General features: G+C 45.7%; 28 protein-coding genes. 16 read left to right on the top strand and 12 right to left on the bottom strand.

What is annotated here, in order from left to right; translation table 11 throughout:
* Window positions 1-30 precede the first annotated feature (30 nt).
* Window positions 31-546, top strand: coding sequence for a ribosome hibernation-promoting factor, HPF/YfiA family (gene hpf, locus OA34_RS10695; protein WP_039675186.1), 516 nt, complete (start codon window positions 31-33; stop codon window positions 544-546).
* Between the two features lie 60 nt (window positions 547-606).
* Here the strand turns inward: hpf and recG are convergent, their stop codons facing one another.
* From recG to OA34_RS10730, 7 genes are read right to left on the bottom strand one after another with little or no spacing between them, the layout of a single operon-like run.
* Complete coding sequence (recG, locus tag OA34_RS10700; protein WP_286682995.1) at window positions 607-2,430, bottom strand: ATP-dependent DNA helicase RecG; 1,824 nt, start codon at window positions 2,428-2,430, stop codon at window positions 607-609.
* Window positions 2,417-3,667, bottom strand: coding sequence for a M16 family metallopeptidase (locus OA34_RS10705; protein ID WP_353681570.1), 1,251 nt, complete (start codon window positions 3,665-3,667; stop codon window positions 2,417-2,419). The genes recG and OA34_RS10705 overlap by 14 nt, the downstream gene beginning before the upstream one ends.
* A gap of 44 nt (window positions 3,668-3,711) precedes the next feature.
* Complete coding sequence (locus tag OA34_RS10710; RefSeq protein ID WP_039675190.1) at window positions 3,712-4,761, bottom strand: dehypoxanthine futalosine cyclase; 1,050 nt, start codon at window positions 4,759-4,761, stop codon at window positions 3,712-3,714.
* The gene (locus OA34_RS10715; protein ID WP_039675192.1) at window positions 4,742-5,278 is read right to left on the bottom strand and encodes a hypothetical protein; all 537 of its coding nucleotides are present in this window, start codon (window positions 5,276-5,278) and stop codon (window positions 4,742-4,744) included. Before OA34_RS10715 ends, OA34_RS10710 begins: the two co-directional genes overlap by 20 nt.
* The gene (locus tag OA34_RS10720; protein WP_039675194.1) at window positions 5,259-5,552 is read right to left on the bottom strand and encodes an AtpZ/AtpI family protein; all 294 of its coding nucleotides are present in this window, start codon (window positions 5,550-5,552) and stop codon (window positions 5,259-5,261) included. The genes OA34_RS10715 and OA34_RS10720 overlap by 20 nt, the downstream gene beginning before the upstream one ends.
* A complete protein-coding gene (hemL, locus tag OA34_RS10725) occupies window positions 5,549-6,838 on the bottom strand; it encodes a glutamate-1-semialdehyde 2,1-aminomutase (RefSeq protein WP_039675196.1) in 1,290 nt (429 codons plus the stop codon). The genes OA34_RS10720 and hemL overlap by 4 nt, the downstream gene beginning before the upstream one ends.
* 60 nt (window positions 6,839-6,898) lie before the next feature.
* Entirely contained in the window at window positions 6,899-7,219 is a 321-nt protein-coding gene (locus OA34_RS10730) for a c-type cytochrome (RefSeq protein WP_039675199.1), read from the bottom strand.
* Window positions 7,220-7,466: 247 nt separating this feature from the next.
* Between OA34_RS10730 and folD the strand changes: the two genes are divergently transcribed.
* The 11 genes from folD to OA34_RS10785 all read left to right on the top strand — a co-directional run bounded on the left by folD (window position 7,467) and on the right by OA34_RS10785 (window position 16,050).
* Complete coding sequence (folD, locus tag OA34_RS10735; RefSeq protein ID WP_039675201.1) at window positions 7,467-8,318, top strand: bifunctional methylenetetrahydrofolate dehydrogenase/methenyltetrahydrofolate cyclohydrolase FolD; 852 nt, start codon at window positions 7,467-7,469, stop codon at window positions 8,316-8,318.
* A gap of 7 nt (window positions 8,319-8,325) precedes the next feature.
* On the top strand, window positions 8,326-9,156 hold the full coding sequence (gene lepB, locus OA34_RS10740; RefSeq protein ID WP_039675203.1) for a signal peptidase I: 831 nt from the start codon (window positions 8,326-8,328) through the stop codon (window positions 9,154-9,156).
* Entirely contained in the window at window positions 9,156-9,809 is a 654-nt protein-coding gene (locus OA34_RS10745) for a site-2 protease family protein (protein WP_039675205.1), read from the top strand. The genes lepB and OA34_RS10745 overlap by 1 nt, the downstream gene beginning before the upstream one ends.
* A 103-nt stretch (window positions 9,810-9,912) precedes the next feature.
* On the top strand, window positions 9,913-10,353 hold the full coding sequence (gene rpiB / locus OA34_RS10750; RefSeq protein ID WP_039675207.1) for a ribose 5-phosphate isomerase B: 441 nt from the start codon (window positions 9,913-9,915) through the stop codon (window positions 10,351-10,353).
* Window positions 10,343-10,675, top strand: a complete 333-nt coding sequence (locus OA34_RS10755) for a membrane protein (RefSeq protein WP_039675209.1) — start codon at window positions 10,343-10,345, stop codon at window positions 10,673-10,675. The genes rpiB and OA34_RS10755 overlap by 11 nt, the downstream gene beginning before the upstream one ends.
* A gap of 61 nt (window positions 10,676-10,736) precedes the next feature.
* Window positions 10,737-11,285 (top strand): adenine phosphoribosyltransferase, encoded by a 549-nt coding sequence (locus OA34_RS10760; protein ID WP_039675211.1) that lies wholly within the window; start codon window positions 10,737-10,739, stop codon window positions 11,283-11,285.
* 1 nt (window position 11,286) lies between these two features.
* Window positions 11,287-12,492: a tryptophan synthase subunit beta gene (gene trpB / locus OA34_RS10765; RefSeq protein ID WP_039675213.1), complete on the top strand. Its 1,206-nt coding sequence runs from the start codon at window positions 11,287-11,289 to the stop codon at window positions 12,490-12,492.
* 4 nt (window positions 12,493-12,496) lie between these two features.
* Window positions 12,497-13,186 carry a DedA family protein gene (locus tag OA34_RS10770; protein WP_039675215.1) on the top strand — a complete coding sequence of 230 codons (690 nt, stop codon included), beginning with the start codon at window positions 12,497-12,499 and terminating at the stop codon, window positions 13,184-13,186.
* Window positions 13,176-14,627, top strand: coding sequence for a leucyl aminopeptidase (locus tag OA34_RS10775; RefSeq protein WP_039675217.1), 1,452 nt, complete (start codon window positions 13,176-13,178; stop codon window positions 14,625-14,627). The genes OA34_RS10770 and OA34_RS10775 overlap by 11 nt, the downstream gene beginning before the upstream one ends.
* Before the next feature lie 8 nt (window positions 14,628-14,635).
* Window positions 14,636-15,211 (top strand): CheB methylesterase domain-containing protein, encoded by a 576-nt coding sequence (locus OA34_RS10780; protein ID WP_039675219.1) that lies wholly within the window; start codon window positions 14,636-14,638, stop codon window positions 15,209-15,211.
* A complete protein-coding gene (locus OA34_RS10785) occupies window positions 15,211-16,050 on the top strand; it encodes a CheR family methyltransferase (RefSeq protein WP_039675221.1) in 840 nt (279 codons plus the stop codon). Before OA34_RS10780 ends, OA34_RS10785 begins: the two co-directional genes overlap by 1 nt.
* Window positions 16,051-16,059: 9 nt before the next feature.
* On the opposite strand, the gene OA34_RS10790 is transcribed toward OA34_RS10785, so the two are convergent.
* Complete coding sequence (locus OA34_RS10790; protein WP_039675223.1) at window positions 16,060-16,608, bottom strand: isochorismatase family protein; 549 nt, start codon at window positions 16,606-16,608, stop codon at window positions 16,060-16,062.
* A 141-nt stretch (window positions 16,609-16,749) separates the two neighbouring features.
* Between OA34_RS10790 and OA34_RS10795 the strand changes: the two genes are divergently transcribed.
* A complete protein-coding gene (locus OA34_RS10795; protein WP_039675225.1) occupies window positions 16,750-17,283 on the top strand; it encodes an RBBP9/YdeN family alpha/beta hydrolase in 534 nt (177 codons plus the stop codon).
* Window positions 17,284-17,309: 26 nt separating this feature from the next.
* Here OA34_RS10795 and OA34_RS10800 read toward each other — a convergent pair whose 3' ends face one another.
* Window positions 17,310-17,690 carry a cupin domain-containing protein gene (locus OA34_RS10800; RefSeq protein WP_041962565.1) on the bottom strand — a complete coding sequence of 127 codons (381 nt, stop codon included), beginning with the start codon at window positions 17,688-17,690 and terminating at the stop codon, window positions 17,310-17,312.
* A gap of 22 nt (window positions 17,691-17,712) precedes the next feature.
* Window positions 17,713-18,567 carry a zinc metalloprotease HtpX gene (htpX, locus tag OA34_RS10805; protein WP_039675248.1) on the bottom strand — a complete coding sequence of 285 codons (855 nt, stop codon included), beginning with the start codon at window positions 18,565-18,567 and terminating at the stop codon, window positions 17,713-17,715.
* A 107-nt stretch (window positions 18,568-18,674) separates the two neighbouring features.
* On the opposite strand from htpX, the gene OA34_RS10810 reads away from it, so the two are divergent.
* Both OA34_RS10810 and metE read left to right on the top strand, forming a co-directional pair.
* Window positions 18,675-19,058 carry a hypothetical protein gene (locus OA34_RS10810; RefSeq protein ID WP_039675227.1) on the top strand — a complete coding sequence of 128 codons (384 nt, stop codon included), beginning with the start codon at window positions 18,675-18,677 and terminating at the stop codon, window positions 19,056-19,058.
* A 44-nt stretch (window positions 19,059-19,102) separates the two neighbouring features.
* Window positions 19,103-21,298: a 5-methyltetrahydropteroyltriglutamate--homocysteine S-methyltransferase gene (metE, locus tag OA34_RS10815; RefSeq protein ID WP_039675229.1), complete on the top strand. Its 2,196-nt coding sequence runs from the start codon at window positions 19,103-19,105 to the stop codon at window positions 21,296-21,298.
* 53 nt (window positions 21,299-21,351) lie between these two features.
* Here the strand turns inward: metE and OA34_RS10820 are convergent, their stop codons facing one another.
* Both OA34_RS10820 and OA34_RS10825 read right to left on the bottom strand, forming a co-directional pair.
* Window positions 21,352-21,693, bottom strand: coding sequence for a type II toxin-antitoxin system PemK/MazF family toxin (locus OA34_RS10820; RefSeq protein ID WP_039675231.1), 342 nt, complete (start codon window positions 21,691-21,693; stop codon window positions 21,352-21,354).
* On the bottom strand, window positions 21,680-21,907 hold the full coding sequence (locus OA34_RS10825) for a ribbon-helix-helix domain-containing protein (protein ID WP_039675233.1): 228 nt from the start codon (window positions 21,905-21,907) through the stop codon (window positions 21,680-21,682). Before OA34_RS10825 ends, OA34_RS10820 begins: the two co-directional genes overlap by 14 nt.
* Before the next feature lie 145 nt (window positions 21,908-22,052).
* Between OA34_RS10825 and OA34_RS10830 the strand changes: the two genes are divergently transcribed.
* On the top strand, window positions 22,053-23,024 hold the full coding sequence (locus OA34_RS10830; RefSeq protein WP_039675234.1) for a hypothetical protein: 972 nt from the start codon (window positions 22,053-22,055) through the stop codon (window positions 23,022-23,024).
* The last annotated feature ends 95 nt before the right edge of the window (window positions 23,025-23,119 follow it).

Below are 23,119 nucleotides of genomic sequence, written 5' to 3' on the forward strand. Positions count from 1 at the left end.
CGCACCGTGCGGGAAGGAAAAGGAGACAAGATGAACACGAGTATCGTAGGTAAACAATTTGATTTGACCGAGCCGATTAAGGCTTATATCGAAGGAGCGGTTGATGCTCTTGGCAAATACAATTTGGATATTATCTCCGTGCGTACGGTGATCGCAGCAGACGAAAAAAACGGTAAAAAAGGCTTTAACGTCGAATTTGCGATTAACATGGCACATAAAAATACGATCGTTATCCAACAAAAAGACAAAGACGTCTATGCGGCGGTCGATCTTGCGATTGAGCGCGCTAAAAAAGTTCTACGTCGCCACCATGATAAAATTACCAATTATAAAGCAGTCGAAGAAGCCCCTCTTGTCGTCGAAAATCAAGAAGGTAGCGACGATGAGATCGTTCCGATGCGTTTAGACAGCTACAAGCCGATTGAAGTAGAAGACGCGATGAACGAGCTTAAAGCTTCCGATAAACAATTCCTCGTTTTCCACGATATGGAAGATAAATTCCGCGTTATGTATAAAAAAACCGACGGACGATTCGGTCTTTATTAATCTTCATGCCCACGTCAAGGTTTGCTTGACGTGGGCTTTTCTGTATATTTCCGCCTTCGTTTAACGTTGTACCGCCAATCGAGTTTGAGCCTCTTTTAAAATCGCTTCATCGCGTCCCATCTCAAACCACGAAAATTTCTTACCGCTTTGAATCACGCCCTCCACCACGTCACCGCCTTGACGATACGCTAAGTCGAGCTCGGCGATCTCAAAACCGTCTAAAGTTTGACTAAATTTTTCCAAGCGTTCGTTTTGCGGCGTATTGGTGTATAAAAAACAATACCCTTTAAGCCCGTTACGACTTACGCGACCTCGTAGTTGATGCAAACTTGCCAGTCCCAAACGCTCGGCACCGACGATCACGATAGTCGAAAGCCTCGGAAGCGAAATGCCCACTTCCACGACGGTCGTCGAGATGAGCAAATTGCCCTCCTCTTTAAACGTTTTTAAGACACTCTCTTTGTGCTTATCTTTTCCGTGCGTGACAAAAACGCCCTCAAAGTGTTTTTCCCAAAAACCGCGCCCTTCGTCGATCGACTGATAGTGGATCACTTCACTCTCTTCCACCAGCGGATAGACGATAATGCACTGTCTTTTTGCTTCGATTTCGCGGCGAATATGCTCCAAAAGCATTTTAAAATTTGCTTTTGCGATCACATACGTCGTGATGTCTTTGGGAAACGGCAAAGTTTTAATGAACGAAAAATCGACCAACGACGATTGTATCATACTCAGCGTTCTGGGAATCGGCGTTGCCGAAAACTGTAAATAATGCGGATACCACGTTCCTTTGGAAGAGACTAAAGCCGAAAGCAAGGCTCGTTGTTTGGTACCGAAACGGTGCTGTTCATCGACCATTACCAATGCACACCTCGGCAATTCTTTATACAAAAGCGCATGCGTACCGACTAAAAAGTCAAACTGCGCCAAATCTTCTTTCGTATCGGACTCTTGCGTGACCAAAAGCGTCTTAACATGTAAGGGTAAAAAACGCTTTGCCTCCTCAAACAATTGCGTCGCCAAGACGCTTGTCGGTGCCATTAAAACGGTCTTTTGCGGGTATGCCATCATCACGGACGCTAAAATGACCATCGTCTTACCGCAACCGACGTCGCCCATAATAACGCGTTTGGCGGCATTTTCACTTTGAAAATCGCGTTTAATCTCCGCAATGACTTTTTGCTGATCGTGCGTTAAACGAAAAGGCAAAGTTGCGATAAACGCTTTTTCGTCGCCGACCAGTTTTGCACACGAAGGAAAGGTCGTTTTTTTGGCGGAAAGCTTTTGAAGATAATTGAAAATTTCGACAAATTTGAGGCAGGAAATCGTCTCATGCGTATAAGCGTTCGAAAATGCCGCCGCTTCTTGAGGCGTAGGAAAATGAAGGCTTAAAAGCGTTTGCGCCTCTTTGACATGTAAGCCTTCTTCGAGCAAGGTTTTTTCACTGACGTAACGCGCCATCAACGTGCTCACGGTTTTACTTTGAAGCGGCGTTTTATACTTACATGTCAGTGTATTGACCTGTGTCACGACTTGCGGTTGTATCATCTGCCATCTTCCACCGTTGTAACTCAACTTGCCGCTGACGAAGAGTTCTCCCCCTCGCTTGAACACCGCTTTATGATAAGGCTTAAGCGCAAAAATGACACCCTCAAAATGCATCTGCCACGCTTCGCAAAAAAAACGAATCTGAAGCACTTTGGGCGTTTGCGTAAGAGCCGTTATTTTCACGAAGACGGTATTGACGCGATCCAGCAGAGGCGAAGGAGAAAGATAGGTATTTTCATACGCAGAGGGAAGCAGAAGCGCTAAATCTAAAAGCGTTCCTACTCCTAATTTTTTGAAACGTTCCTTATCGAGAGGATCGCATTCAATGTTTTTCACGTTTGGTTACGACCGAAAAGCTTAACGCGGTAATTTCGTCATGTTTTTTGATAAACGCGTTTAACTCGGGAAGCGTCAATTTTTCTATTTTTTCGAGCTGTTGTTTGGAGTGTCCTTGCTCGTAACCGTTGTAATACTCAAAAAAAGCGCGGGAGAGTCTTTGCGAAAGCGTTTCGTTACGAAGCGGCTCGGAACCGAGTAAAAAACGTTTGGCTTGGTCGAGTTCTTCTTGCGTCGCTCCTTGTTCGACAAAACGTTTGATCTCTTGCGCGACGATCTTTTTTGCCTCTTCAAGGTTTTCGTTCTTCGTTTGAAGATGACCGGTAAAACTGCTATGCGATTTGCCGATACTGCTTCTACTGTAACTCGAATATGCCAATCCTCGCTTCACGCGTACCTCTTCCATCAAACGGCTTCCAAAACCGCTCTCGCCCAAAATAAAGCTTGCGACTTTGGCTTTGTACGCTTCCGAATCGCCGCTTTTCATGTAAAAAGGTGCCCCGAAATAGATATAAGCTTGCTCGCTCTCTTTGTAGACGATCTGCTCTTTGGCGTCTTTATTCGCGTCAAAATACGGCATCGCCTTGATATGTCCGTGCTTGAACTCGTTTAACACGGGAAGCAACATCGTTTTAAGCTCCTCAAGCTCGATGTCGCCGCCTGCAACGATAATGAGGTTTTGTAAGCTGACGCGTTCTTTGTAGAATGCTTCAACGTCTTTGAGTTTTAAGGCTTTGATGCTTTTCACTTCTCCGCTATAGGGGTGTGCAAAAGGCGTCTCTTTAAAAATCAATTTTTGAAGGTTGAGATTGGCGATATAGTCAAAGTCGCTCTCTTTATTGGAGAGCATTCCCAACGTTAAAAGTTTGATTTTTTCGAAACTCTCTTTGGAAAAATTAGGACTTTTGACCAATTTCCCCAACATCTCAAGCGCATAAGGGAACTGCTCTTTGAGCGATGAAACTTCAAATACCAGCGTTTCAACGCCTGCATGTGCATCTAAAGAGATCGCGCGAAACTCAAGCTCTTCGGCAAACGCGGTTGCTCCCATCTCTTTGGTTCCCTCGCCGAGCATCGCCGCTAAAAACTTTGCAATTCCCTCATGCTCTTTATCTTCCATACTTCCGGCGTTTTGAACCACGATCTGAACGGATGCTATCGGTAAGGTCGTATCTTTTTCAAATACCACGGGAACGGCAACCTCGCCGACCTTGATATGACTAATCTCTTGAGCCACTACTACTCCTTGTAACAAAATCACCAATGCGATTATTAATTTTTTCATGCAAATTTCTCCAAAATCGTATACGCCGTATCCCGTTTGGCGGGAATGGAGCCGATGTCTTTGATGAGTTTGATCATCTCGGCTTGATTCATACGATTAGCCGCACCTGCGGCTTTAACGACGTTTTCTTCCATCATGGTACTTCCCAAATCGTTTGCTCCGAACAGAAGTGCCAACTGGCCGATGTAACTGCCTTGCGTTACCCATGAACTTTGAATATTTTTAAAATTATCCAAATACAAGCGACTGACCGCTAAAAGCCGTAAATAACGATTGGAAGACTGTTTTTGAATTTCGGGATGCTCGGCTTTTAACTTCGTATGATCGCTTTGAAAACTCCACATGATAAACGCGCGAAATCCACCCGTTTGATCTTGCAATGCTCGAATTTTATCCCAATGCTCCACAATCTCTTCATCGCTCTCCAGCGTTCCGAACATCATCGTAGCGGTTGTTTTCATGCCGATTTCGTGCGCGCTTTTGTGAACGTCGAGCCACTGCTGCGCACTCAGTTTTTTCGGTGCAACCAAATCGCGCACGCGGTCGCTTAAAATTTCCGCTCCGGCTCCGGGGATACTGAAAAGCCCTTTGGCGTGAAGTCTGGTTAAAACCTCTTTGTAACTCAGCTTGGAAATGCGCGCGATATAATCAATCTCTATTGCCGAAAATCCGTGGATCGTAATACTCGGATAATGCGTGGCTATCCATTCCACCAACGCTTCGTACCATTCGATTTTCAACGTCGGATGTACGCCGCCTTGAAATAAAATCTGCGTGCCGCCGATAGCGATCAATTCCTCGATTTTCTCTCCGATTTGCTCAAACGAGAGCACGTATGCCTCTTCTTCTTTCGCATGACGGTAAAACGCGCAAAATTTACAATCGACCCAACACACGTTGGTATAATTGATATTGCGATCAACCACAAACGTCGTTATATTTTCGGGGTGAAGCTCCCTTTTTCGCGCCGACGCCATCTGTCCTAAAGTGTTGAGATCGGCTTCGCGTATTAAACGTAACGCTTCCTCACGACTCATACGTTCCATAAAAATCCTTTTTTAAAAAAACCGCGCCGAACAAACCGCTAAGCGGAATGACGCTAAGCCCTATCAAAAATGCTACGGCATCGAATCGGCTCTTATGCACTAAAACCGATAACGTTAAAAATAAAATGCCGTATGTCGCGATACGATACACCGAAAACGCACTCTTATAGCTTAAAGAGAGATTTTGAAAACTCTCTTTAAAGCCGATTTTAGGCGGTTTTTTCTCTGATTCGAGCGGGTGATCTTGCGTCGTAGCGTCTTCGTTCTCTTTTTCGCTTTCTTCGTCGTCGTCCTCGTAGTAATGCTCAAATTTATCCGGAGGTATCGCTCCTGTCGCCAAACGCGATTGTACCATGCGGTGATACGAATAAAACGACGCAAACGTAATCAACAAAGAACAGGCAAATGCCGCTTGCGTATTTAAAAGCCAGTTACCGCCTTGCATCAACGAGACGGCAAGAACCGCTACGTCCCCCGCAAGGTATGCAAGCAAAAGCTTAATGCTCGTCTTTCTCATCGTCGTCTTTGACATGTCGATAATTTTGATAACGTACGTCGTCTTTAAGCTCGTCTAGCGAACGAAGGTTCTTTTTATAGGCTTTGTAAACATTCAAAATCGCTCCGCCTACGCCCCAAAAAACGCCGAGCCATAAAAGCCACGGCATTTGGAAGTATCGGCTCATCCAAAAGCCGGCTCCCGCGCCGAGTGCTACGGCGACGACCATCGAAATGCCTAAAGAGAGCTGTTCGGCTCCCTCGATTAATTTTCCGTATTTCGGCTTTTCGCTCATGCCATCTCTTTAAAAACTTTTTGCGCCGCTTCGATCGTATCGTCGATCATCGCGTCGCTAATCGCCGTCGAAATAAATCCGGTTTCAAACTGTGAGCACGCAAAATAGAACCCCTCCTTCAACATGCCTTGGTGAAATGCCGCAAAACGCTTCGTATCGGACGAAAGCGCATCGGCAAAATTTCTCACGGGCTTATCGTTAAAGAAAAAGCCGAACATAGAGCCGATCGCATCGACTTGCAGTGCGATACCCGCATCACTAGCCGCACTTTTAAGCCCTTCGACCAAGCGTTTAGCTTTGGCTTCCAGCGAAGCGTAAACGACTGCTTCATTTTCGATGAGTTGCTCAAGCGAAGCCAAACCCGCCGCCATCGCGACCGGATTGCCGCTGAGGGTTCCGGCTTGATATACCGGACCTTGCGGCGAAAGGCTATCCATAATCTCGGCACGTCCCGCGAATGCACCGACGGGCATACCGCCGCCGATTACTTTTCCAAACGTCACTAAATCCGGAACGGTACCGTAAATACCTTGCGCTCCTTTTAACGACGCGCGAAACCCGCTCATCACTTCGTCAAAAATTAAAAGCGCGCCGTGCTTTTCGCACAAGGCTTTTAAATCTTCCAAAAATTTCGGATCGGCGGGAACGAATCCCATATTGCCCGCAAGCGGTTCGATGATGACGCACGCGATGTTTTTAGAATGTTTAAAGCACTCTTTAACGCTTTTGATATCGTTGTATTTCGCAAGCAGCGTATGTTTCGTCAAATCGGCGGGAACGCCCGGAGAGCTGGGATTGCCAAACGTCGTCGCGCCGCTTCCCGCTTGCACCAAAAGCGAATCGCTGTGTCCGTGATAACACCCCTCAAATTTGACGATGTCGTCTTTACATGTAAAACCTCTTGCCAAACGAATCGCACTCATAACCGCTTCGGTTCCGCTACTGACAAACCTTACTTTGTCGATTTCGGGGAAAAGCGAACAGATTAAACCGGCAAGTTTGGTCTCCGCTTTGGTCGGTGCTCCAAAACTAAGTCCTTTTTTTACCGCTTTGATGACCGCTTTTTCGATCGTATCGTCGGCATGACCGAAAATAAGCGGTCCCCAACTTTGAACGTAATCGACGTAACGGTTATCGTCGACATCGATCAGATACGCTCCTTCGCCTTTTTTGATAAATAACGGCGTTCCGCCCACGCTTTGAAACGCCCGAACCGGAGAGTCCACACCTCCGGGAATGACGCGACACGCTTTCTCGTACGCTTTGACGCTCTTATCCTGATTCATCTTCATTCCTCGTACTCTATTTTTGATTATTTTACTGAAACTTTGCCTATAAACCGCTTTTTACTTTTTCACTTCGCTTGAGACGTAATAATACAAACTATCGATCTCTTGCCACGTTAAAAAGTAGGTCGGCATGACTTTATGTTGCGTTGTTAAGGCGTGAAAAAAACGCTCTTTGCTTAAGTTTGTGATATTCGGAGCTTCTAAAACGACGGGTTTGCCTTTGAGCGTATATTGAGAGATAATCGTACCTTCCCCTTTTTCTCCGTGGCATTTATTGCAACCGATTCCTCGAGGATTAGAATAGAGCATTTTGGCATATTCCATTTTTGTAATAAAATCTTCACTCCGAAGCGATACGCCAGACAGCAGTAAAAACATCGTAATCCCAAGCCCCAGTCGCTTCAAAACCCTTTTATCCCTTCTTTAATAGACGTCTTGCAAAATCCGCTTTACAAGAGGTAAAAGCACCCAAGGGTGCATGGGCACTCCACCGACGAGAACCCGATGTTAACGTCGTCTTTGCAGCTTTACTTCAAAGGCGTATTCTCAAGCGTTCATACTCTTTTGCAAGAACTTTAATAGTAAGTTTGCTATAGTACCAAAAATGAATTTAAAGGATGTTTGAATGCAAATCCTTGACGGAAAAGCACTGTCGGACCAAATCAAAATTCGCCTCAAAAAAGAGAGCGAAGCACTCGTTGAAAAAGGCATCACTCCCGGACTTGCCGTTATTTTAGTCGGCGACGACGCCGCGAGTCAAACGTACGTTAAAATGAAAGAAAAAGCGTGCGACATCACGGGAATTTACTCCATCATTCACAAAATGCCCTCTTCGATTTCCCAAGAAAAAATTTTGGAAACCATCGCCATGATCAATACCAATCCGAATATTGACGGCGTTTTGGTTCAACTTCCGCTTCCCAAACACATCGATACGACTAAAATTATCGAAGCCATCGAGCCTCGTAAAGACGTCGACGGCTTTCACCCTTTTAACGTCGGACGGTTGGTTGCCGGATTGGAAAGCTTCGTGCCGTGTACGCCCCTTGGCGTTATGCGCCTTTTATCCCACTACGCCATCGATCCTAAAGGATTAAACGCCTGCGTCGTAGGAGCTAGCAATATCGTCGGAAAACCGATGATGAATCTTCTCTTAAACGCAGGAGCAACGGTCGATATTTGCCATATTTTTACCAAAGACCTCAAAGAACATACGAAAAAAGCCGACCTTTTAATCGTCGGAGTGGGTAAACAAAACCTCATTACCGAAGATATGGTCAAAGAAGGCGCGATCGTTGTTGATATCGGTATCAATAAAACCGCCGAAGGACGCATCGTCGGCGACGTGGATTTTGAAAACGTCGCACCGAAATGTTCGTATATTACGCCGGTACCAGGAGGCGTCGGTCCGATGACGATCGCGATGCTGCTTGAAAATACCGTTAAAGCCGCACACCATCGCTTGAACGCAAAATAGGAAGATTATGAAAAATTTTATCCATCGATTTTACCACTTTTCCAACAGTTGGACGGGAACGATTATTATCGTTTTATTCGTTATTTTTTTCGTCGCGCAAGCCTTTGTGATTCCCAGCGGTTCTATGAAAAAAACCCTACTCATCGGCGATCATCTTTTTGTCAAGAAATTTTCGTACGGCATTCCTACTCCGCATCTTCCGTGGCTTGAAATGCCCGTTTTACCCGATTTTAACGGTAACGGGCATTTGGTCTCTTCAGAAGGTCCAAAGCGCGGCGATATCGTTGTTTTTCGTTATCCCAAAGACCCTAAAATACATTACGTCAAACGTTGCGTCGCACGCGAGGATGATGAAATTTTATTTCAGGACAAGAACCTTTACGTTCACTTTAGCGAAGGCGACGATTACATTAAAGCGCATTATCCTGCCGATAAAATTAAGACCATTGCAGGAAAACTTTGGGTCAATAACCCGTATAAAGAGCAGTTTCACGGTATTCATTACGACGACGGCGTCGATTTGTTCGCACAGATGGTTTTGCATCTAAAAGCCAATCAATTGGCGATGAAACCGGCACTCGTTGCGGAACTTCCGATGGTTGCAGGCTATAGCAATTTCAACGCTTTTTACGCCAAAGTCGAAAAAGGACACTACTACATGGTCGGAGACAATCGCGACCACTCCAACGACAGCCGTTTTTGGGGTAGCGTTCCCTACAGTCTTATCGTCGGCAAACCGTGGTTTGTCTATTTTTCATGGGATGACGACTATAAAATAAGGTGGAACCGTATCGGAAGATCGGTCGATAGCCTCCAATTCGACGAGACGCTTTTCTAATGGAGAGTATCAAACTTATCGAAATTGCGGCGGTCGTTTTAGCCTTGATGATCGCTATTATCGGTCATGAAATTATGCACGGCTACGTAGCGTACCGCTACGGCGACGACACCGCTAAACATATGGGAAGACTGAGCATCAATCCGTTTGTACATGTCGATTTGGTCGGAACGATCATCGTGCCCGCCGTTTTGTTTTTGAGTAACGCTCCTTTTATGTTCGGCTGGGCAAAACCCGTTCCCATTTATATGCCAAGCGTCATTCGAAACGGCGGCTATAAGGCGGCGATTGCCGTTTCGCTTGCGGGGATTGCTTACAACTTTACGCTAGCAATCCTTGCTTCCGTCGTTTTAAGCCAATTAGGCGATATTAGCGAAGTCAACAGTTACGTCGAATATTTTTGGGTCTATTTTCTCGTACAATCGATGATTTATAACGTCGTCTTGGGTATTTTCAACCTCTATCCGATCCCGCCGCTAGACGGTTCGCATGCGCTAAGCTATTTGGGGCGCATTTTCGGTTGGAATGCCTTGGTACGCTTCTACGAATCTACGGAACGTTACGGCATGATTATTCTTATCGTCTGTATCGCGACACCGCTTTCTTCTTACTTTTTTATGCCGATTCGCGTCGTTTTAAGTTGGCTTTACTAAAGTGCTTCTTTTTTGACCTAACACCGTTTTATTCGGGCTTTGTTAGGTCTGTTTTATAATGCGTGTGCTATAATCGAAACGATTATGTTCTTAAAGGATAGACGTGAAATTTTTTATTGCAACCGACCATGCGGGCGTTGCTATCAAACCGGACGTTATAGCGATGCTCACAGCGATGGGGCATGAAATCGTCGATCTTGGACCTTTTTCCCAAGAGAGGGTCGATTATCCCGATTTTGCGCACGCATTGTGTACGGAAGTCTTACAAAATCCCCAAACGCAAGGCATTTTGATCTGCGGATCGGGTATCGGTATGAGCTTGGCGGCCAATAAACATGTCGGCATTCGCGCCGCATTGTGCCATGACGCCTATACCGCTCAAATGGCGCGCGCCCATAACGACGCCAATGTTTTGTGTTTCGGACAACGTATCGTAGGACTCGGCGTGATCGAGTCGATGCTCCACGCATGGTGCGCTACCTCTTTTGAAGGAGGCAGGCATGCGCAGAGAGTTGAAAAGATCGAGTTGACACATGGCGTTTGAATGGGTTTTGACAACGGCGCTTTTTTCGGTTTGTCTTTACTTGCTCGTCATGGTGTTTTACTACAAAACCCTGCTTCGCAAAGAAAAACGCGGCAATATCGTGATTAAACAAACCCTCAACGATGCCGAAGTCGTCATCCGCAAATACCAAGTCCAGCTTCAACGCTCTTTGGGCAATATCGATATTTTAAGCGATGAGCTCAAAAAGGTGAAAAACGATCTCAAATCCTTACGAACCCGTAACAGTCAATACCGTATGGAAGGCGATAAGCTTCGCCAACATATCAAAGAGCTAGAGGGCAAAATCGAGGCGTTGTTGTAACTACGCTACGTCGGTCGATTTGCTTTGTATCTCAATTTAAAAAATTCTATAAAGGCCGTTGATGCATCTTTTAAACGAGAACGATAAAACATTTCTTCTTCAGTCCATCCGCGAAATCGAGGATTTTCCCAAACCCGGTATTAAATTCAAAGATATTACGACGCTTTTAGGCGATACGAACGCTTTTAATCTCCTTATGGATCATCTTGCCAGTCGATACGAAAACCAACAAATCGACTACATCGCCGGTATCGAAAGCCGAGGCTTTATTTTCGGTGCGGCGTTAGCGGCACGCCTTCGCACGCGTTTCGTTCCGATTCGAAAACCGGGCAAACTTCCCTATACTACTATTAGCGAGAAATACTCGTTAGAGTACGGCGTGGACGAAGTTTCGATTCACATCGACGCTTTTAGCGGCGTTGCCAATCCGCGTGTCTTGCTGATTGATGATTTGATCGCTACCGGAGGCACGGCAACCGCCGCGGTCAAACTGATTACCAAAGCAGGAGCGACCTGCGTCGAAGCATGCTTTGTGATGAACTTGACGTTTTTACAAGGCGATTTGGACATTAAGAAAATGACCTCCGTCTATTCCGTGTTAGAGGTGTAACATGTACATTCCACGCGCTTCAAAATTTGATCCGGACGCAAACGGACACTTCGGGATTTTCGGAGGACGCTACGTTCCCGAAACCTTAATGCCTATCTTGATCGATTTGGAAAAAGAGTATCGCAAACTCCGCTTTGACGAACACTTTTGGACAGAAGTCAACCACTGTCTGAACGAATACGTCGGACGTCCTTCCGCACTCTTTTTTGCCAAAAATATTTCGCATGAACTGGGCGCAAAAATTTACCTTAAACGCGAAGATCTCAATCATACGGGCGCACACAAGATCAATAATACCGTGGCACAAGGCTTGATTGCGAAGAAGATGGGCAAAAAGCGCGTTATCGCCGAAACGGGTGCCGGTCAACACGGCGTTGCTACGGCGACGATTGCGGCACTTTTAGGCTTGGAATGCGAAGTTTTTATGGGAGAAAAAGACGTTGAACGTCAAGAACTCAACGTCTTTCGTATGAAGCTTTTAGGTGCTAAAGTCCACAGCGTCAAAAGCGGAAGCCGTACGCTTAAAGATGCGATGAACGAGGCCATTCGCTACTGGGTGACGCATGCGCGCGATACGTTTTATATTATCGGTACCGTCGCAGGCCCGCATCCGTACCCGATGATGGTACGCGACTTTCAAGCGATCATCGGTTACGAAGCCAAAGCGCAAATTTTGGTCAAAGAGAAAAGTCTTCCCGATTACGTCATTGCCTGTATCGGCGGAGGAAGCAACGCTATGGGGATTTTCAGCCACTTTTTAGGCGAAGAAGGCGTGAAATGCATCGGTATCGAAGCCGGAGGTTTGGGTATCGAAACCGATAAACACGGTTGTTCGCTTGCCAAAGGAAGTCCGGGCGTGCTTCACGGACAGATGAGTTATCTGTTGCAAGACGACGACGGACAGATTTTAGAGGCACATTCGATCTCCGCCGGCTTGGACTATCCCGGTATCGGACCTGAGCATGCTTACCTCAAAGAACAAGGTGCGGCGATTTATGAAAACATTACCGATCAAGAGGCACTCGATGCGTTCGTCTGGCTATCGCGCAAAGAGGGAATTATTCCGGCGTTTGAGAGCGCGCATGCCATTGCCTATTTGAAAAAAATCCCTAAAGATGAGATTAAAAACAAGATCGTTATCGTCAATCTTTCCGGTCGCGGCGATAAAGATATGGTGCAAGCCAAATCAATTTTAAACATAGGATAAGGGCATGATGCATACGATCGGAAAACATACCGGAAAGCTTTTTACGCTTCTCATGGTCGTAGCCCTTGTAACCTTAGCTTACGTGCTTTATCAAGCACCGGCGGAAGGACTGGAAAATAAGTTTATTTATTTGATGAAAGCTTACGGATACATTATCCTTTTTGTATGGAGTATGTTGGAGGGCGAAAGCGGCTTGATTATGGCGGGGCTTTTGTCCCATACGGGCGATATGAATCTCTTTATCGCGATTTTCGTGGCGGGACTCGGCGGTTTTGCCGGAGATCAGGTCTATTTTTACATCGGTCGTTTTAATAAAAAATACGTCCATATGAAACTCAAAGGTCAACGTCGAAAGTTGGCGCTCGCGCATCTTTTACTCAAAAAATACGGCTGGCCGATTATCTTCGCACAACGTTACATGTACGGATTGCGTACGATTATTCCGATCTCGATCGGCTTAACGCGTTACGATGCCAAAACCTTTGCCTTTATCAATCTTATGTCGGCATGGTGTTGGGGCGCATTTACGATTTTGCCCGCTTGGTATTTCGGCGACGAAATTTTGATCGTCATACACTGGGCAAAAGCACATTGGTATTTTGCACTTCCTCTTGCCGGACTAATCGGCGGAAGTATCTACTACTATTTTCATAAAATGACGGATAAAACCTTTAAGGAAAAACATGCACGTTAATATTCTAAACCAAAAATTATTTGATTCGACAAGCGACGTTAAAGTCGTTTTCGTTGTCGCAAAAGCATTTGATCACCGATGGATTCGCGATAAAGAGAGTTTTGAACTGTTAGGATTCAAAGGCGAAAGCGAAGAGACGCTCTTCGTTGCCGCTTCTCGGATTCTTTACGTCGGTTGCGACAGTTTGGATGCCGAAGATATTCGTTTGAGTGCGGCAAAAGCGTTGGAAGCCTTGAAAAAAACCAACGTCAAATCCGTCTCTATCGGAACGTATTCTTCCGATTGCCCCGGTATGAACGTCAAAGCCCTTGCCGAGGGATTGATGCTTGGAAGCTATGTTTTCGATCAGTATAAAAGCAAAAAAGAGTCCTCGACCTTAGAAAGCGTTTTGATATGCCTCGAAGATTATTCGCGTACCGACGTCTCCGTAGAGACGGCGAGCAAAGCACTGAAAGAAGGAACGCTTATCGCAGAAGCGACGAACTTTGCCAAAGCGATCGTCAACACGACGCCTTTTGACATGACGCCCATCGCCTTAGCGAAACTTGCTCAAACCCTCACGTCGCTTCCAAACGTGACATGTAAGGTTATGGACGAGACCTTTTTGAAAGAACAAGGCATGAACGCTTTTTTAGCGGTCAATCGCGCAAGCGTCCATCCACCGCGTTTGATCCACCTGACGTATATGCCCAAAGCGCCTAAAAAACGTTTGGTTTACGTCGGTAAAGGATTGACGTACGATAGCGGCGGACTGAGCTTAAAGCCCAGCGAGCATATGGTGACGATGAAAGCCGATAAAAGCGGCGGCGCGGCGGTGATGTCGATTTTGAAAGCGGCGGCGGAACTCGAATTGCCGTTTGAAGTTCACGCGATCATCGGAGCAACCGAAAATATGATCGGAGGCGACGCCTATAAACCCGACGACGTTTTGGTCGCTAAAAACGGTAAAACCATCGAAGTTCGCAACACCGATGCCGAAGGGCGCTTGGTTTTGGCAGATTGTTTGTGTTACGCACAAGAACTCAAACCCGATCTTTTGGTCGATATGGCAACCCTCACGGGTGCTTGCGTCGTAGCGTTGGGCGAATACACGACCGGTATCATGGGACACGATAGCGCTCTTAAACACTCCATGCAAAAAGCCGCCGATAAAAGCGGTGAACTCAGCGGTATGCTTCCCTTTAACAAATACCTTAAGAAGCTTTTGAAAAGTTCGGTTGCCGACATGTCAAACATCAGCTCTAGCCGTTACGGCGGTGCGATTACCGCGGGATTGTTTTTAGACAACTTTATCGAAGAGGCGTATAAAGACAAATGGCTTCATTTGGATATTGCGGGACCTGCGTATTTGGAAAAAGCGTGGGGCTATAACCAATCGGGTGCAACGGGTGCGGGCGTGCGAATGAATCTCTATTGGATGCTTGAAGAAGCTAAAAAATAGTACCGCAGATGAAACCTAAACTCATCTTAATCGGGGCTTCCACCGGAGGTCCCGGACATCTGAAAAAGATTTTATCCTCGCTTCCCTCCTCTTTTAACGGCATTATTTTAATTGCGCAACATATGAACAGTACGTTTATTCCGAGTTTTATCAATCAATTTCAGACGGAACTCGCTTTTCCCGTACACACGCTAGACGCGCGTACGCTTTTAACGAACGGGCATATTTACATCTGCGCCGGACACGCCCGCGTTAAAAGCGAACCCAATGCCAATACCTTAAGAGCCGAACCGGTCGAACAAGGCGATACGCCGTACAATCCGAGCATCGATACGCTTTTTCTTTCCGCTCTTTCATGCGTCGAAGATGCCGATATTTTAGCGGTTTTATTGACCGGTATCGGGCATGACGGCGCGTTTGGCTTGAGCGAACTGCAAAAAAAAGGGGCACGCTGTATCGCCGAGAGCGAAAAAACCGCGATCGTTTACGGTATGCCTAAACGTGCGGTGGAGATCAACCCGCAAATTAGTTCTAAGCCTTTAGACGATATTATCGTCTCGATCAATCAATTCGGAGCACCGTAATGTTCTTCTGGAATCGAAAACAAGAACCGACCTCGCCGCAAACGCTTTCTAAAGAGCCTGAAGTTTTCAACGCCCTCGGATTAAACGACCTATTGCACTACATTAAACGAGAAATCGGCGTCGATCTTTTTGCCAAAAACAGTATTATCGAGACGAAGTTGCGTCTTTTTTGCGAACGAAAAGAGATTTACAGCTTTCGCAAACTTTTCGAAACGCTTCAACACGATAAGGCGTTACGCCAAGAGTTGATCGATTTGGTCACGGTTAACGAAACCTATTTTTACCGTGAGGAGAGCCAGCTCGAGTTGGCGATTACCTTTGCATTGCGGATTCCGCATGTTAAAATTTTATGCGCGCCTTGCGCTTCGGGAGAAGAAGTCTATTCGCTTTCGATGATGTTGCAAGAAAGAGGTCGCATGCCCAATGATTTTAGCATCACGGGAATCGACATTAACTCCGAAGCGATCGATAAAGCTAAGAATGCCTCGTTTTCGGAACGTTCGTTACACAAACTCGACGAGCGGCTCAAAGAGCGTTATTTCATCAAAGACGAGCGTTCTTATAAAGTCAAATCGACCTATTTTACTTCGGTCGATTTTAAGAAGGTCAATATCTTCGAGCATGACTTTTTAGCACTCGGAAATTTCGACATTATCTTTTCGCGCAATATGCTCATCTATTTCGACGACGACTTTCGTCTCAAAACGATCGAGCGTTTCGCGTCGCTTTTGAAGAGTGAAGGCAAGCTCTTTTTAGGGCATGCCGATATTATTCCCGAAAACCGATTTTTTACCAAATATACCGAAAACAGGCTTTCGTACTACGTTAAAAAAGGTTAAGCTCCTTTTTTAACGCTCTTTTACCAAGCGACTGATCGCTTTAAACTCGGCATGTTCTGCTGTGCCTAAGAGTTCAAAAAGGATCGACTCGACGGTCGCAAGAAAAATTCCTTCTTGTTCCATACGCCGCAACGCCGTCTCACAATCGTACCCGTAACGAGAACCCACTGCGTCGGTACATACGATCACGTCAAATCCTCTTTCTTTCAGATCCAATGCCGTTTGTAAAACACACACGTGCGCTTCCACTCCCGCAACGATGACGCTTTGCGTTTCGTAAGCTCTCAGCGTTTCGGTCACGTTTGGATTTTGGCAACAACTAAAACTCTTTTTCTCGTAAACCTCTCCGTCTCCTAAGAGCACTTTCAACGAAGCGATCGTCTCGCCGAGCCCTTGGGTGTATTGTTGGTTGCAAACGATCGGTACCGATAAACATTGCAAGCCCTGAACCAACGTACACAAGCGTTGTTCGATACGTGAATGTCCTTCTATACGGTAAAAAAGCTTCTCTTGTACGTCTACTAGCATCAAACACGCGGTATTGACCTTCGGTCGCATACGTCCTCCTTCGGTGAACTTTTTTAGAATACCCTAAGCCCTCTTTCGTATAATCGTCTTCAGACTTCTTTCATGACCCGCAAGCAAAAACGTTGAGAGGTAATGAAAGAAACCTAATTCTTTTCACGCATAAGGGACGCTATGAAACCCTCCGTACTCATTCTACCCGGCTACCAAGGCTCCGGTGAAACGCACTGGCAAACGCATTGGGAAAAAGCCAACCCCGATTTTTTTCGCGTCGAACAGCGCGACTGGGAAGAGCCGATTGCTTCCGAATGGGCGGAACAACTCGAACAAACGCTCCAAAAATGCGAAAAACCCGTTGTTTTAGTCGCACACAGCATCGCGTGTTTGGTGCTTGCACACTGGGCAAGCAAAGCGCATACGCCGATTAAAGGCGCATTGATCGTTGCACCGCCTAATCCTGAAGAAGCGATTTTTCCTAAAAGTGCTCAAGGCTTTGCACAAACGCCGATGATGCGTTTTGATTTTCCAAGCATCGTTCTTGCCAGTAGCGACGATCCTTACGCAACGATGGCGTACAGTAGACGCCTCAGCGATGCATGGGGAAGCAAACTGATCGATCTTGGCAAACGAGGTCACATCAATACCCAAAGCAATCTCGGCGCATGGGAAGAAGGGTATGCGTACCTGCAAAGTCTGCTTCACATGTAAGCATAAAGCCCTTGTTGAAGGGCTTGCTAACACTCTTGGTGACAGCCGCCTTTTTTGCGTTTGACCATCTCGATTTTGTCTTCAAGATTAGGAACCAAGCATAAAAATTCGTAATCTTCTTCGCCGATTACGTCGTACGAATGCGCCACGCCCGCGGGAATAAACAACACGTCGTCCTTTTCGGCGATGAAAAGCTCTTCGCCCAAGCGCACTTGCGCTTTACCTTTTAAAACGTACTGTTCGTGCTCGACTTCGTTGGTATGATAGGGCATATGTCCGCCTTTTTTGATCACGAACTTTCGCATCGCAAAATGGGGTGCGACTTCGGGGGAGATGAGCATCTGCATACTCGCTCCTTCGCCTGATTGAAGCGGCGTGCTGGGGATTTCATTTAAAGCTTTTTTCATCTGTTTGCCTTTACATGTAAGATTAACGTAACTCTAATTTTAACTCTTCCAACCTTGCGATTCGATCTTCCGTACTCGGGTGTGTCGAAAAAAGCGAAGCAAACGAGATATTTTTACCCGAAAAAGGGTTCACGATAAACATATGAGCACTCTCCGGCGTCGCATCGTGCATCGTACCTCGCGCATTGTAACCGGAGAGTTTTGCAAGAGCACTTTGAAGCCATTCGGGATGTCGCGTTATACGCGCCGCACCTTCGTCCGCCATGTATTCGCGATTGCGGCTGATCGCCATTTGAATGACCGCCGCCGCCAAAGGGAGGATAATCGCTAAGACGATCATCACGATAGGATTGGGACGATTTTCCCTATCGCCGACTCCAAACATCGCACCAAATTGCATCATATTGGCGATCATTCCGATCGCTCCGGCAATCGTCGCCGCAATCGTACCGATCAGAATATCGTAGTGGCGAACGTGGCTAAGCTCGTGCGCCAAAACCGCTTCCACTTCTTCATCGTCTAAAAGCTCTAAAAGTCCCTCCGTAACCGCAACGGCGGCATTTTGAGGGTTACGACCCGTCGCAAACGCATTGGGGACGGATTCGGGAATGATGTACACTTTGGGCATCGGCAGAGCGGCTTTTCGTGCCAATCGCTCGACGATAGCGTACAGACCGCCGGCTTGTGCGCGCGAAACTTCGACGGCATTGTAATGACGCAGCACCAAGGTATCGGAATAAAAATAACTCACGAAGTTCATAGCACCCGCCAACACGAGCGCAATCAACATACCTTGCGTTCCTCCCATCATACCGCCGACCCATACGAACACTAAGCTCATTAACGTCAATAATACGACGGTTTTGACCGTTTCCATCATGTCACTCCTTCAAAGATAATCGTTTTATTTTACCCAAGATTGGTAAATAGTTTTTACATGTTAAGCGTTGTGCTATAATACGCCATCGTATTGAAGGTCTCTAGGTGAAATTACCGTTAGGTTTTGGCAAAAAAGGCTATTTTACGCTCTCTTCCATTCAAGCATCCGCTATTGAGCAAAAAACCAAACGCCGACACGTACGCCTACGCCACACCGCCCGTCTTTTGAGCGACACGGACGAACACGAAACGAACGAAGACGATCCGCCGCCCTTAAGCCCTGATCTGTTACTCCTCATCTCTTCCTACCGTCCAAGACGTTGTAAATGCAGTCGACTTTTTGCTTCACGCGCACACTCTGCCATCAAGCGTGCTCGAAAACGACGTAAATGCAACTGTAATTGCCGCTATTTTAGCTTCCGCCGTACCGGCGTCCATCCACCCTCTTTTCTTTTTACACCGTCACATTTTTCGCCTTCTGTGCCGTGATCGTTTACGGCTTTATACTTGAATCGTAAAAAGGAAATACAAACATGTCACAAACGTACGTTACGGGTTTTCCTCGCATCGGAGAAAACCGAGAACTCAAATTTGCCCTAGAGGCTTTTTGGGCACGCAAAATACCCTTTAGCGAAGTGCAAACACTCGCAAAATCCCTTCGCGCCAAACACTGGCGCGCGCAAAAAAATTGTGCGATCGACTTTATCGCATGCAACGATTTTAGCTATTACGACCTCATGCTTGACACGAGCGTTCTTTTGGGTGCAATCCCCAAACGCTTTTTAGACATCGAAGATCCGATCAAACGTTATTTTGCTATGGCACGCGGCGACGCGACGCATCAAGCGATGGAGATGACCAAATGGTTTAACACCAATTACCATTACATCGTTCCCGAACTCGAAACGACGACGCGATTTAAACTCGATACGCGTAAAATAGAAGAAGAATATGCCGAAGCGAAAGCCTTAGGATTATCGCCTAAGATCAATCTGATCGGACCGATCACGTTTCTAGCCCTCTCCCGTATGCAAGACGCTACCGACGCTTTTGGTTTATTTGACGCGCTTTTAGAGACGTATGAAGAGCTCTTTTCCTTCTTAAGCACGCTTGATGCGACGCTTCTAATCCAATGCGATGAACCGATTTTCGTCAAAACCTTAGAGCCTCGTTACCTCAGCTTACTCAAACGGGCATACGATCGCTTAGGCAAGGTCTCCCCGTCGCTCAAAATCAGCGTCGTGACCTACTTCGATCATGCCAAAGAAGCGGTCGACGTCTTGGTCACAACGCCGATTTGGGCGATCGGTCTGGATTTTGTTTACGGTAAAGAGAACCTTGACGTGCTTTCGCATTTCGGCGACAAATATCTTATTGCAGGGCTTATCGACGGGCGCAACGTTTGGAGAAACGACCTAAATGCTTCGCTTGAGCTCTTAAAACGCATCAGCCAATACCTTTCCAAAGAGCAGACCATCCTCTCCACTTCTTGCTCGCTTTTACATGTACCCTATTCGCTTCAAAGCGAAACGAAACTTCCGCTTGAAGTCAAAGATAAACTCAGCTTTGCCATCGAAAAACTCTCGGAATTAGAGTCGTTACGCGCGCATTTTGACGTCGGTGTTTTCATCAAAAACGATACCTCTAACGCTCCTGCTCCCCAAATGCCGCAACGCCCGTTCTTCCCGAAACGCTCCGCGTATGCACAACGCCGTATCGTACAAGAGAAGCAATTAGGTCTTCCACTTTTGCCCACGACGACGATCGGCTCGTTTCCGCAAACCCAAGAGATTCGATCGTTGCGTGCCTCGTTCAAAAAAGGAGAACTCTCCCAAGAAGCCTATGAAAGCGAACTTCAAAAAGCCATTGAGGCGTGCGTGCGACTTCAAGAAGAGCTAGGACTCGACGTTTTGGTACACGGCGAGTTTGAACGCAACGATATGGTCGAATACTTCGGCGAATTGTTAGAGGGTTTTGCCTTTAGTACACACGGTTGGGTGCAAAGTTACGGTAGCCGTTGCGTTAAACCTCCTTTGCTTTACGGAAGCGTTAAACGAAAAGCGCCGATGACGCTTTCATGGATCACGTATGCCCAAATCCTAAGCGATAAACCGCTTAAAGGTATGCTCACGGGTCCCGTGACGATTCTCAACTGGTCGTTCGTGCGTAACGACATCCCCAAAAGCGACGTCGCCTACGAAGTCGCACGTGCGATTAGCGATGAGATCGACGATCTGCAACGAAGCGATATTCGTATCATTCAAGTCGATGAAGCGGCATTTAAAGAGGGATATCCGCTACGTACCGAAAAAATCAAAGCGTATGAAGATTGGGCGGTCGAGAGTTTTAAAGCGAGCGTTTCCAGCGCATGGGATCAAACGCAAATCCATACGCATATGTGTTACAGCAACTTTAACGACATCATTCACACCATCGAGCGTCTCGATGCGGACGTCATCACCATCGAAACGGCACGCAGCGGCAATACGCTTCTCAAAGTCTTCCAAAACGTAGGCTATAGGGCACAAATCGGACCGGGCGTGTATGACATCCACTCGCCTCGCGTTCCAAGCGTTGAAGAGATCACAACGCAAATCAAAGCGGTACTCGAAGTTTTCCCCAAAGAACAACTCTGGATCAACCCCGATTGCGGGCTCAAAACCAGAGGCTGGGAAGAGACGAAAGCCGCACTTAAAAACATGGTCGAAGCGGTCAAAGCATTTCGATAAAGATCAACCGCAAGGGGAATTGTCTCCTTGCGTCTGCTTTACATGTCAGGCTTTTAAAGCGTAACTTCCTCAAAGAGTTCTCTTAATTTTTGAAGCTCTTGGGGCGTTAATGTTGCTAGTTTTTGGATGAAACGCTCATTGTCAATGGCTCGTATTTGCGTAACAACCACATCTGAATCTTGCTCCAACAGTTCTCTTTTAGCAATGCGCATACGAATGGGTTCGGCATCATCAATCAGTGAGGTGCTCAGTGGGAAAATAATGGTGGTTGGGTACTCGCTTTGGTTCAACTCATCGTTTTGAAACACAACCGCAGGTCTTATCTTCCCCATTTCATTATTTTTCTTAATTGGATTGAGGTTCACAAGCCATATATCGCCCTTACAGACCGTCATTCAACGTTCCTTCAATGCTCTCATAGACGGCTTTGTCTGCCTCTTTTGTTTTTTCAACCGCTAAACGTATGCGTGATTTTTTTTCCGATTCAACATTAGTAGCATAAAATTCTATCGCATCACGTATGACATCACTTTTTTTCTTACGCAAGGTTTTAGCGATGCGCTCAAGCTTTATTTCTAGAGCTTCATCAAGCCGTACCGTCGCCGTCATGGTGTCTCCTTGTAGTTTGTAATACAGTATTATAGCATACTCCATTTTAAAGAAGCAGTATTTATTAAATTACACATTGACTTACCACCCCACCAAATGATGTATAATAAGCCTTAATGTAAATTCTTGAAGATTAGGGGCACATATGAATGAAAAATTACAAAATGGTGTGCAAGAATTATTAAATCTCAAAGAGACTTGCTTAGCGGCAATCGTACCTCATTTTGATGCAAGTTTTTTAGAAGAGACAAATAAACTTTTTGAGAAAATTAGAGAAATAGATTTTTCTAAATTGGACGAAACAAAACAATCAATTATTTTAGCCCAAATTCATGCTTTCAATAGTGCAATTAAATTATTTATTGCCGTACCAGAAGCATCATCCCGTCAAGCACAATTTACGACAACAAAAGACTCTTTATTAACTGCCTTAAATGAACTTGAGAGTAAGCCAGAAAATGCTCGTTTAAGTATAAAAAATATTCTTTCAGAAAAAGCGCTCAATTACAATCAAATAGAACAAACTATCAAAGCATTATCTGCCAAAATAGAAGAAGAAACGCAAACAAGAACCGATAATTTCAGAGATTATCATACAGGCTTAAAAAATTTAGAAAAAAGATTCGAAGATTTAGCACCTATTGAAACGCTTACGACAGAGGCGGCAACAACCTTAACCCTTGCAAAAGAAGCTTTAGACAAAGCACAAAAAACAAAAACTATAGAGTTTTCAGATACGTTATCTAAAGAATATAGCAAATTACAAAGCAGGTATTTTTGGACGGGTTTTGCTTGGCAAGCCTTAGCCATTGTGTCATTCATCGGTATTTTTTGTGTCCTACGTTATCACAACTTTTGCCCATTAGTACCAAGTACTGAAATGAAAGATATTTTCCATGACGGTTTTGTTAATTCTATTTATGCACTAAGCCCTATTTTCTCTAAAATTGGGCTCATTGCTTTTTTTGCTACGGTTTCAGGCGTTTGTTTAAAAATCTATTTTCAATACAAAAGACTTTCTCAAGAGTACAGACAAAAATCACTTCTTGCTAAAAATCTTTTGACGGGACATGATGTATTAAAACCTCAACTTTCGCACATAGATTTCAAAGATTAATCGATCTATAAAAGCCCATAAATAGGCACTTTTAAGTATAATTTAGTCGACTAAAACACGATTATACGGAGCTTTTTTATGGGCATGGACAATTC

The organism is Sulfurospirillum sp. MES (assembly GCF_000789415.1).
Lineage (GTDB): Bacteria > Campylobacterota > Campylobacteria > Campylobacterales > Sulfurospirillaceae > Sulfurospirillum > Sulfurospirillum cavolei.

Excerpts from the sequence above, each read along its gene's own strand:
- hpf (WP_039675186.1), top strand. The coding sequence starts at position 31 with ATGAACACGAGTATCGTAGGTAAACAATTTGATTTGACCGAGCCGATT.
- OA34_RS10710 (WP_039675190.1), bottom strand. The coding sequence starts at position 4,761 with ATGGAACGTATGAGTCGTGAGGAAGCGTTACGTTTAATACGCGAAGCC.
- OA34_RS10715 (WP_039675192.1), bottom strand. The coding sequence starts at position 5,278 with ATGAGAAAGACGAGCATTAAGCTTTTGCTTGCATACCTTGCGGGGGAC.
- OA34_RS10720 (WP_039675194.1), bottom strand. The coding sequence starts at position 5,552 with ATGAGCGAAAAGCCGAAATACGGAAAATTAATCGAGGGAGCCGAACAG.
- hemL (WP_039675196.1), bottom strand. The coding sequence starts at position 6,838 with ATGAATCAGGATAAGAGCGTCAAAGCGTACGAGAAAGCGTGTCGCGTC.
- OA34_RS10730 (WP_039675199.1), bottom strand. The coding sequence starts at position 7,219 with ATGTTTTTACTGCTGTCTGGCGTATCGCTTCGGAGTGAAGATTTTATT.
- folD (WP_039675201.1), top strand. The coding sequence starts at position 7,467 with ATGCAAATCCTTGACGGAAAAGCACTGTCGGACCAAATCAAAATTCGC.
- lepB (WP_039675203.1), top strand. The coding sequence starts at position 8,326 with ATGAAAAATTTTATCCATCGATTTTACCACTTTTCCAACAGTTGGACG.
- OA34_RS10745 (WP_039675205.1), top strand. The coding sequence starts at position 9,156 with ATGGAGAGTATCAAACTTATCGAAATTGCGGCGGTCGTTTTAGCCTTG.
- OA34_RS10755 (WP_039675209.1), top strand. The coding sequence starts at position 10,343 with ATGGCGTTTGAATGGGTTTTGACAACGGCGCTTTTTTCGGTTTGTCTT.
- OA34_RS10760 (WP_039675211.1), top strand. The coding sequence starts at position 10,737 with ATGCATCTTTTAAACGAGAACGATAAAACATTTCTTCTTCAGTCCATC.
- trpB (WP_039675213.1), top strand. The coding sequence starts at position 11,287 with ATGTACATTCCACGCGCTTCAAAATTTGATCCGGACGCAAACGGACAC.
- OA34_RS10770 (WP_039675215.1), top strand. The coding sequence starts at position 12,497 with ATGATGCATACGATCGGAAAACATACCGGAAAGCTTTTTACGCTTCTC.
- OA34_RS10775 (WP_039675217.1), top strand. The coding sequence starts at position 13,176 with ATGCACGTTAATATTCTAAACCAAAAATTATTTGATTCGACAAGCGAC.
- OA34_RS10780 (WP_039675219.1), top strand. The coding sequence starts at position 14,636 with ATGAAACCTAAACTCATCTTAATCGGGGCTTCCACCGGAGGTCCCGGA.
- OA34_RS10785 (WP_039675221.1), top strand. The coding sequence starts at position 15,211 with ATGTTCTTCTGGAATCGAAAACAAGAACCGACCTCGCCGCAAACGCTT.
- OA34_RS10790 (WP_039675223.1), bottom strand. The coding sequence starts at position 16,608 with ATGCGACCGAAGGTCAATACCGCGTGTTTGATGCTAGTAGACGTACAA.
- OA34_RS10795 (WP_039675225.1), top strand. The coding sequence starts at position 16,750 with ATGAAACCCTCCGTACTCATTCTACCCGGCTACCAAGGCTCCGGTGAA.
- OA34_RS10800 (WP_041962565.1), bottom strand. The coding sequence starts at position 17,690 with ATGAAAAAAGCTTTAAATGAAATCCCCAGCACGCCGCTTCAATCAGGC.
- htpX (WP_039675248.1), bottom strand. The coding sequence starts at position 18,567 with ATGGAAACGGTCAAAACCGTCGTATTATTGACGTTAATGAGCTTAGTG.
- metE (WP_039675229.1), top strand. The coding sequence starts at position 19,103 with ATGTCACAAACGTACGTTACGGGTTTTCCTCGCATCGGAGAAAACCGA.
- OA34_RS10820 (WP_039675231.1), bottom strand. The coding sequence starts at position 21,693 with ATGACGGTCTGTAAGGGCGATATATGGCTTGTGAACCTCAATCCAATT.
- OA34_RS10825 (WP_039675233.1), bottom strand. The coding sequence starts at position 21,907 with ATGACGGCGACGGTACGGCTTGATGAAGCTCTAGAAATAAAGCTTGAG.
- OA34_RS10830 (WP_039675234.1), top strand. The coding sequence starts at position 22,053 with ATGAATGAAAAATTACAAAATGGTGTGCAAGAATTATTAAATCTCAAA.